This window comes from Streptomyces sp. NPDC094032, assembly GCF_040303965.1.
In the GTDB taxonomy this organism is placed as follows: Bacteria; Actinomycetota; Actinomycetes; order Streptomycetales; family Streptomycetaceae; genus Streptomyces.
Genome location: NZ_JBEOUE010000042.1, coordinates 33,174 through 41,750 on the forward strand (window position 1 = coordinate 33,174; position 8,577 = coordinate 41,750).

Below are 8,577 nucleotides of genomic sequence, written 5' to 3' on the forward strand. Positions count from 1 at the left end.
TCGCGGCGGCTCCGCGCCGGTCCGGCCACGATAGGGCAACTACCCCTCCCCCACCGCCCCTTGAGCGAACTGGGCGGCGTGCAGCCGGGCGTAGGCGCCACCCGCGGCCAGCAGTTCCTCGTGCGTCCCCCGCTCGGCGATCGAGCCGTTCTCCATCACCAGGATGACGTCCGCGTCGCGGATGGTGGAGAGCCGGTGCGCGATCACGAACGAGGTCCGGCCGGCGCGCAGGGAGGCCATGGCCCGCTGGACGAGGACCTCGGTGCGGGTGTCGACGGAGCTGGTGGCCTCGTCGAGGACGAGGACGACGGGTTCGGCGAGGAAGGCGCGGGCGAGGGTGACGAGTTGACGTTCACCGGCGCTGAGCCCGCCGCCCTCCTCGTCGAGGACGGTGTCGTAGCCGTCGGGCAGGGTGCGGATGAAGCGGTCGGCGTGCGCGGCCCGCGCGGCCCGGACGATCCGCTCGCGGGAGACCTCGCCGGGGACCCCGTACGCGATGTTCTCGGCGATGGTGCCGCCGAAGAGCCAGGTGTCCTGGAGGACCATGCCGATCCCGGCCCGCAGGTCTTCGCGGGCCATCCTCGCGATGTCGACCCCGTCGAGCGTGATCCGCCCGCCGGTCACCTCGTAGAACCGCATCAGCAGGTTGACCAGGGTCGTCTTCCCGGCGCCGGTCGGGCCGACGATGGCGACCGTCCGGCCGGGCTCCACCGCGAGCGACAGGTCCTCGATGAGCGGCTTGTCCGGCTCGTAGCGGAAGGAGACCTGCTCGAAGGAGACCCGGCCGGTGAGCCGCTCCGGGCGCTCGGGCGCGGCGGGGTCGGGGGTCTCCTCCTCGGCGTCGAGGAGGGCGAAGACCCGCTCGGCGGAGGCCACTCCGGACTGGAGCAGGTTGGCCATGGCGGCGACCTGGGTGACGGGCCCGTTGAACTCGTACGAGTACTGGACGAAGGCCTGGACGTCGCCGACGGTCAGGGTGCCGCTCGCGACCCGCAGGCCTCCGGCGACGGCGATGAGGACATAGGTGAGGTTGCCGACCAGGGTGAGGGCGGGCTGGATGAAGCCGGAGATGAACTGGGCCCGGAAGGCGGCCCCGTACAGCTCGTCGCCGAGCTCGTCGAAGCGGCGGACGGCCTCGTCGCGCCGCCCGAAGGCGACGACCTCGGCATGGCCGGTGACCATCTCCTCGACATGTCCGTTGAGGCGGCCGGTGACGGCCCACTGGCGGACGAACTGGGGCTGGGCCCGGCGCCCGACGAGGGCGGCGACGCCGACCGACACCGGCACGGTGCCGAGGACGATCAGGGCGAGCAGCGGCGAGATCCAGAACATCATCGCGAGCACGCCGACGAGGGTGAGCAGGGCGCGGACCATCTGGCTGAAGGCCTGCTGGAGGGTCTGGACGACGTTGTCGATGTCGTTGGTGGTACGGGAGAGGAGCTCGCCGCGCGACTGCCGGTCGACGTGGCCGAGGGGCAGCCGGGACAGCTTGGCCTGCGCCTCGGCCCGCATCCGGTGCCCGGCGCGCTGGACGGCAGCCGCGGCGAGCCGCTGCTGGAGCCAGGTGAGCAGAGAGGCCCCGGCGACCAGCGCGGCGGAGGCGGCGAGCGCCCGGCCGACGGCCCCGAAGTCGACCCCGGCGGGGGTGCGCGCACCGGCGATGACGAGGTCGGTGGCGTGTCCGAGGAGCTTCGGCGAGAGGACGGAGAGCCCGACGGCGAGGGCCGCGGCGGCGAGGACGCCGAGGAGCAGGTGCCGGTCGGGGGCGAGGGTGCGCAGCAGACGCAGCCCGGACGCCCGGAAGCGCAGGGACCGTTCGAGCCCGGGCCCGCCGCCGGGCCCGCGCTCCTGGGCCGGCGGACCGACGCGGGCGGGGGCTGGAGAAGCGGGGACCCGCTCGTGCTGGTCGGCCCGCTCGCGGACAGGTGCCGAAGTGGTCATGCCACTGCCTCCCTCTCGTCGCCGTTCGCCAGTTGGGAGCGGACGATCTCCTGGTACGTCGCGTTGTGCGCGAGCAGTTCGGCGTGGGCGCCGGTGCCGACGACCCGGCCGTGGTCGAGGACGACGATCCGGTCGGCGTCGCGGATGGTGGAGACCCGCTGGGCGACGATGACGACGGTGGCGTCGGCGGTCTCCTCGGCGAGGGCGGCGCGCAGCCGGGCGTCCGTGGCGTTGTCGAGGGCGGAGAAGGAGTCGTCGAAGAGGTAGATGCGGGGCCGGGCGACCAGCACCCGGGCGATGGCGAGACGCTGCCGCTGCCCGCCGGAGAAGTTGCCGCCGCCCTGGGTGACGGGCGCGTCGAGCCCGTCGGGCAGGGCCGCGACGAAACCCCCAGCCTGGGCGACCTCCAACGCGCGCCACAGCTCCTCGTCGGTGGCGTCCGGCTTCCCGTACCGCAGGTTGCTCGCGACGGTCCCGGAGAACAGGTACGGCTTCTGGTGGACGAGCCCGACCGTGCGGGCGAGCAGGGCGGGGTCGAGGTCGCGGACGTCGGTGGCGCCGAGCGTGACCCGGCCGCCGGTCGTGTCGTACAGGCGCGGGACGAGACCGAGGAGGGTGGACTTGCCGCTGCCGGTGGAGCCGATGATCGCGGTGGTGCGGCCGGGCCGGGCGCTGAGGGCGACATCGCGGAGAACGGCTTCCTCGGCGCCGGGGTAGCGGAAGCCGACGCCCGCGAAGTCGAGCCGGCCGGGGTCGCCGGACGGGGTCCGGGGGTCGGCGGGCGGGGTGACGGAGGGGACGGTGTCGAGGAGTTCGCGGACGCGCTCGGCGCCGACCTCGGCGCGGGGCATGTGCATGAGCAGGAAGAGCACCATCATCACGGACATGGAGATCTGGAGCAGATAGCCGAGGAAGGCGATGAGCCCGCCGGGCTGGAGGGCGCCGGAGTCGATCCGGTGGGCGCCGACCAGGACGATGCCGACGGTGGCGAGCTGCCAGACGATCAGGACGGTCGGGAACATGACGGCCTGGAGGCGCCCGGCGCGCAGCCCGACGTCCCGCAGCTCGTCGTTGGCGGCGCCGAAGCGGCGCTGTTCGTGGCGGTCGCGGACGAAGGCGCGGACGACCCGGATGCCGGTGATCTGCTCGCGCAGCAGCCGGTTGACGTGGTCGACGCGCCGCTGCATGCCGCGGAACAGGGGCCGCATGCGCAGCACGACCGTGCCGACCGCGCCGGCCATCACGGGCACGAAGAGCAGCAGGACCAGGGCGAGCGGGACGTCCTGGCGGAGGGCCATGGCGAGGCCGCCGACGCACAGCAGGGGCGCGGGGACCAGCAGGGTGAGGACGAGGAGGGCGAAGGTCTGGATCTGCTGGACGTCGTTGGTGGTGCGGGTGATGAGCGAGGCGGTGCCGAAGCGGCCGGTCTCGCGGGCGGAGAAGTTCTGGACGCGGCGGAAGGTATCGGAGCGCAGGTCGCGGGCGATGCCCATGGCGATCCTGGCCCCGGCGTAGCCGGCGGCCGCGGCCGCCGCGGCCTGGAGGAGGGTGACGGCGAGCATGAGGCCGCCGCCGGACAGGACGCGGGCGGTGTCGCCGCGCAGCACGCCCTGGTCGATGACGCCGGCGTTGAGGGTGGGCAGGGCGAGGGAGGCCAGGACCTGGACGAGCTGGAGCAGGACGAGTAAGGCGAGCAGCGGCCGGTGGGGGCCGAGCCGGGCGGCGACGAGCCGGAGCAGCATGACGGAATCCCCCGATCAACCAGCGTACGGACGGACGGACTTGGCGTCCCGCAGGGCGTGGGCCCACCAGGCGAGCTGGTCGAGCATGGACTTGGCGGCGGCTTCGGCCCCTTCGGGGTCCCTGGGGGTGCCGTCCTCGTGGAAGCGGCCGTGGGCGCCGTGGAAGGAGACGGTGTCGCGGACGGTGACGGCGTGCATCTCGGCGTAGACCTGGCGCAGTTGCTCGACGGCGCGCAGGCCGCCGGACATGCCGCCGTAGGAGACGAAGCCGACGGGCTTGGCCTGCCACTCGGAGAAGTGCCAGTCGATCAGGGCCTTGAGGGAGGCGGGGAAGGAGTGGTTGTACTCGGGGGTGAGGACGACGAAGGCGTCGGCGGCGGCGAGGACGGGGGTGACCTTGCCGAGTTCGGCGCGGACGGCGGGGCCGGGGCGGTGGGAGAGGGCGGTGGGCAGGTCGACCTCGGCGAGGTCGACGACGTCGACGACGAAGTCGTCGCGTTCGGCGGTGCGGGCGGTGAACCAGTCGGCGACGACGGGACCGAAGCGGCCCTCGCGGTTGCTGGCGACGATGACGGCGAGGCGGAGCGGAGGTGTGATGTCCATGCCGAGGATCCTGATACCTCAACCAAACTTGAGGTCAAGCCCGGCCCTCCGGGCATACGGTGACCCCCATGACCACGCACCCCGCACCCGCCCTGCACGTCGAGGTCGACGGCTCCCCCGCCACCGACCCGGAACTCCTCGCGACCCTCATGAGCGGGTACGGCCACTTCACCGCCATGCAGGTCCGCGACGGCCGGGCGCAGGGCCTCGGACTGCACCTGGACCGCCTGGACCGGGCCACCCGCGAGCTCTTCGACCGGGGCGTCGACGGAGGCAGGGTCCGCGCCCTGATCGGCGGCGCCCTGGAGGCGACGGGGCGGCGGGACGCGTCCGTGCGGGTCTACGGGTACGACGGCGGCCGGACCGTCGTGACCGTACGGGCGCCCTTCCCGCCGGACCGCACCCCGCAGGCGCTGCGCTCGGTCACGTACTGGCGCCCGGCCGCGCACATCAAGCACCTGGGCGGCTTCGGCCAGACGTACCACGGCGAGGCGGCCCGCCGGGCGGGCTTCGACGAGGCCCTGCTGACCGCGCCCGACGGCGAGATCGCGGAGGGTGCGGTCACCAACATCGCCTTCTGGGACGGCACTTCGGTGATCTGGCCGTCGGCGCCCTGCCTGACCGGCATCACCATGGCCCTGCTCGCCCCCCGGCTGCCGTCCACGAGCCGCCGGGTGACCCTGGCGGACCTGCCCTCCTTCCGCTCGGCCTTCGTGACGAACGCGCGGGGCATCGCCCCCGTCTCCCGCATCGACGGGATCGAGCTCACGGTGGACGAGGAGCTGATGGACCGGGTGTACGCGGCGTACGCGGCGGCCCCCTGGGAGACCCTGTGACCCGACCGGGCGCACGCCCCCGGACCCCGCTCACCCGTTCGGCACGCCCCGTCACCTGACGCGAAGAAACCCACCCCGACCTGCGAAGACTCCCGGACTCCAGCCGCCGCGCCGCACCGGACGGAGCAATTCTGATGGGACATCAGCAGGCGCCCGACGCCTCCACGCACTTACCTCGGTCCTACGGAAGCCCCTTTCCGGAAGAACGACCGCGCGCCACGGAGGCCCCCATGCGCCGCACCCCTGTCCCCCTGCTCACCGGTACCGCGCTGGCCGTCGTCGCCCTCGGAGCCCTCGCCGCCCCCCTGGCGTACGCGAACAACGACGGACACGAAGGCCACGACGGACGCCCCGAGGCGCTGGAGATCTACCCCTCCTCGGCCGACCCGGGGACCACGGTCACCGTGAACACCCTCGCCTGCGGCTCCCACGGCCACGGCGTCGGTGACGCGAACTCGCTCGGCGCGGGCGACTTCCAGCTCAACCCCAGCACCCACAAGGAGGTCGTGGTCGGCCAGTTCACGGTGCCGCACCACGCCCAGTCGGGCACCTACGGCATCAGCGTCGCCTGCGACAACGGGCGGACCGCCCGGGGCGACCTGATCGTCAAGCACAAGAGCCCCAGCGGCCATGTGCAGACCGGCGTCGGCGGCAGCGTGGGCCCCGACACGGCCCAGGTCACGGCAGGCGCGGCGGTGCTGGCCGCGGCTGCCGTAGGCGGTACCTGGCTCCTGCGCCGCCGGGCGAGCGGCGCGCAGGGCGACTGACCGTACCGCCACCCGTCCTGCCCCCGCCGCTCCGACGGACCGGCGGGGGCAGGGCCACACCGCCACGGGAGGACTCCGTGAGCAACAGCAGCAAGGGCTGGGGCATAGCGGTCGCCGCGTGCGTCGGCCTCTGGATGATCCAGAACGGCTCGGGCGACATCACCCCGCCCGTCCCCTCCGCCGCCCAGGCCTTCGCGGCCGGCCCCAGCGTCCACACGGACGCCGCCGCCGACCCGCTCCCGCCCTCGCCCCCGCTGCGGCTGCGCATCCCCGAGATCGACGTCGACACCCCCCTGACCGCCCTGTCCCTGGACCCCTCGGGCGCCCTGGAGGTGCCACCGGCGGCCGACCGCAACCTGGCCGGCTGGTACGAGGACGGCACCCGGCCGGGCGCGAAGGGCACCGCGATCGTCGCGGGCCATGTCGACAACGAGCGGGGCCCGGCGGTCTTCTACGCGCTGGGCGCCCTGCGGAAGGGCCACCGGATCGAGGTGCTCCGGCAGGACGGCCGGACGGCGGTGTTCACGGTCGACGCGGTCGAGGTCTACGACAAGGAGCACTTCCCCGACGCCAAGGTGTACGGGGAGGCGGACCGGGCCGAGATCCGGGTGATCACCTGCGGCGGCGGCTTCTCGAAAAAAGCCGGCGGCTACCAGGGCAACGTGGTCGCCTTCGCCCACCTCATCGGCGTGCGCTGACTCTCACGCCCACTGATCGAAGGCCAACTTGGCGACCAACGAGAACACCACCACCAACAGCACCCCGCGAACGAACTCGGCCCCCTTGCTCAACGCCATCCGCGCACCCACCATGCCACCCGCCAGATTGAAGACGGCCATGACCGCCGCGAGCTGCCACAGCACGCTGCCGTGGTAGGCGAACATCGCGAGCGCACCCACGTTGGTGCAGACGTTGACGATCTTGGCGGTGGCGGAGGCCGTCACCAGGTCCAGATGGAGAACGGCAGTGAGGGCGAGCACCAGGAAGGTGCCCGTACCGGGCCCGAAGAGACCGTCGTAGAACCCGATCCCGCCCCCCACCACCACGATCGCGGTGACGATCCGGGCCCGGGTGAGCGGCGGCCGCTCCTCACCCTCCGCGCGGGTGCCGAAGGAGGGCCGGAAGAGCACGAAGCCGGCCACCCCGACAAGGACCACCATGATCACGGGGCGCAGCACCTCGCTGCTGATCCCGGCAGCGAAGAAGGCCCCGCCCATCGACCCGGCGAGCGCGGCGAGCCCGATCCGCACCGCCCGGCCCACCGGAACAGGAGTCTTGCGGACATAGGTGACGGCAGCGCCCGAGGTGCCGACGATCGCGACGGCCTTGTTCGTGCCGAGGATCTGGGCCGCGGGCAGATGCGGCAGCCCGAGCAGCAGCGCGGGCAGCAGGAGCAGCCCGCCGCCCCCGACCACGGCATCGATCCACCCGGCCACGAGCGCGGCGAGGCAGAGCAGGACAACGGTGGTCAGGGATATGTCAGGCATGCCCGCGAGCCTAGGCCCGGGATGGCTGCGTGATCCATCGATCCCAGAAGAGTTGAGCTTAGCCAGAGCTTACGCAGCTCACCACACCCTCAAGCCCGGCCTCACCACCCCTCAGCACTCACCGGTGAGTCGACCGTTCCGTACGGGAAACAGCGGGGATGCGACCGGGTAACACCCCCCGAGCACGCTTCGGGCATGAGGACACGGATCGTGGTGATCGGCGCCGGAACGGCGGGCACCCGGCTGGCCCAGCGCCTGCCGGTGACACTCCTGACCGAGGAGCGGCACGCCCCGTACAACAGGGTCCTCCTCGCAGACGTCCTGGCCGGCAGATACGCCCCCGAAGTGATCACGCTCCCCACCCCACAGACCCCACCCCGCCTCGGCATCCAGGCCCTCCGCATCGACCGCGAGTCCCGCACGGTCACCTGCGCCGACGGCTCACGCACCCCCTACGACCGCCTGGTCCTGGCAACAGGCTCGGCCCCCCTCCTCCCACCCCTCCGCGGCCTGCGCGACACCACCCCCCTCGCGGGCGTCCACCCGTTCCGCACCCTGGACGACTGCCTGGCCCTCCAGACCCACGCCCGCCCGGGCACCCGCGCCGTAGTGATAGGCGGCGGCCTCCTGGGCGTCTCGGCATCCCGAGCCCTGGCAGCCCTGGGCGCGGAGGTGACCCTCCTCCACCAGGGCGAGTACCTGATGGAAGGCCACCTGGACAGGGAATCGGCGCCATTGCTCACTCACCACCTCTCCGCACTCGGCATAGAAGTGCACACCGAATGCAGGGTGACCGGCCTACGCGGCCACCAAGGCGCGGTGAAGGCAGTAGCGCTGGCCGACAACTACATCCTGGACACCCACCTCGTCGTCCTGGCCTGCGGAGTCCGCCCGCGGGTGACCCTGGCCCGGGAGGCAGGCCTGGAGGTGAACCGGGGCATCGTGGTGGACGACGAACTCCGCACCTCGGACCCGTACATCCACGCCATAGGCGACTGCGCGGAACACCGAGGCCAGGTCTACGGCCTGGCGACCCCGGCCCTGGACCAGGCGGACGTACTGGCGGACATCCTCGACACGGAAGCGACGAACGACCCGCACACGGCAACGGCGAGGAGGGGGCCGGAACGGGGGTGGGGGTGTCCGGACGTGGCGGCGCCCGGAACGAGCGAAGCGAAGTGGAGGTCGCAGTCCGGACACC

The 8,577-nt window shown here is 72.9% G+C and carries 8 protein-coding genes; 4 read left to right on the forward strand and 4 right to left on the reverse strand.

Features of this window, described 5'->3' with window-relative positions; all coding sequences use genetic code 11:
• Positions 1-39: 39 nt before the first annotated feature.
• From ABTZ54_RS34135 to ABTZ54_RS34145, 3 genes are read right to left on the reverse strand one after another with little or no spacing between them, the layout of a single operon-like run.
• Positions 40-1,941, reverse strand: a complete 1,902-nt coding sequence (locus tag ABTZ54_RS34135) for an ABC transporter ATP-binding protein (protein ID WP_351671308.1) — start codon at positions 1,939-1,941, stop codon at positions 40-42.
• Complete coding sequence (locus ABTZ54_RS34140; protein ID WP_351671311.1) at positions 1,938-3,683, reverse strand: ABC transporter ATP-binding protein; 1,746 nt, start codon at positions 3,681-3,683, stop codon at positions 1,938-1,940. Before ABTZ54_RS34140 ends, ABTZ54_RS34135 begins: the two co-directional genes overlap by 4 nt.
• A 15-nt stretch (positions 3,684-3,698) precedes the next feature.
• Positions 3,699-4,286, reverse strand: coding sequence for an NADPH-dependent FMN reductase (locus ABTZ54_RS34145; RefSeq protein WP_351671314.1), 588 nt, complete (start codon positions 4,284-4,286; stop codon positions 3,699-3,701).
• A 68-nt stretch (positions 4,287-4,354) separates the two neighbouring features.
• Between ABTZ54_RS34145 and ABTZ54_RS34150 the strand changes: the two genes are divergently transcribed.
• The 3 genes from ABTZ54_RS34150 (at position 4,355) to ABTZ54_RS34160 (ending at position 6,587) form a co-directional block, all read left to right on the forward strand.
• On the forward strand, positions 4,355-5,122 hold the full coding sequence (locus tag ABTZ54_RS34150; protein WP_351671317.1) for an aminotransferase class IV: 768 nt from the start codon (positions 4,355-4,357) through the stop codon (positions 5,120-5,122).
• A gap of 230 nt (positions 5,123-5,352) precedes the next feature.
• Positions 5,353-5,889: a GVDTG sorting domain-containing protein gene (locus ABTZ54_RS34155; RefSeq protein WP_351671320.1), complete on the forward strand. Its 537-nt coding sequence runs from the start codon at positions 5,353-5,355 to the stop codon at positions 5,887-5,889.
• Between the two features lie 77 nt (positions 5,890-5,966).
• Positions 5,967-6,587 (forward strand): class F sortase, encoded by a 621-nt coding sequence (locus tag ABTZ54_RS34160; protein WP_351671323.1) that lies wholly within the window; start codon positions 5,967-5,969, stop codon positions 6,585-6,587.
• Positions 6,588-6,590: 3 nt separating this feature from the next.
• Here the strand turns inward: ABTZ54_RS34160 and ABTZ54_RS34165 are convergent, their stop codons facing one another.
• The gene (locus tag ABTZ54_RS34165) at positions 6,591-7,376 is read right to left on the reverse strand and encodes a sulfite exporter TauE/SafE family protein (RefSeq protein WP_351671326.1); all 786 of its coding nucleotides are present in this window, start codon (positions 7,374-7,376) and stop codon (positions 6,591-6,593) included.
• Positions 7,377-7,571: 195 nt separating this feature from the next.
• Here ABTZ54_RS34165 and ABTZ54_RS34170 point away from each other — a divergent pair.
• On the forward strand, positions 7,572-8,577 hold a 1,006-nt coding region (locus tag ABTZ54_RS34170; RefSeq protein WP_351671329.1), incomplete at its 3' end, for an NAD(P)/FAD-dependent oxidoreductase.

Bases quoted from the DNA above. Each gene is read 5' to 3' on its own strand.
- ABTZ54_RS34135 (WP_351671308.1), bottom strand. From the start codon at position 1,941: ATGACCACTTCGGCACCTGTCCGCGAGCGGGCCGACCAGCACGAGCGG.
- ABTZ54_RS34140 (WP_351671311.1), bottom strand. From the start codon at position 3,683: ATGCTGCTCCGGCTCGTCGCCGCCCGGCTCGGCCCCCACCGGCCGCTG.
- ABTZ54_RS34145 (WP_351671314.1), bottom strand. From the start codon at position 4,286: ATGGACATCACACCTCCGCTCCGCCTCGCCGTCATCGTCGCCAGCAAC.
- ABTZ54_RS34150 (WP_351671317.1), top strand. From the start codon at position 4,355: ATGACCACGCACCCCGCACCCGCCCTGCACGTCGAGGTCGACGGCTCC.
- ABTZ54_RS34155 (WP_351671320.1), top strand. From the start codon at position 5,353: ATGCGCCGCACCCCTGTCCCCCTGCTCACCGGTACCGCGCTGGCCGTC.
- ABTZ54_RS34165 (WP_351671326.1), bottom strand. From the start codon at position 7,376: ATGCCTGACATATCCCTGACCACCGTTGTCCTGCTCTGCCTCGCCGCG.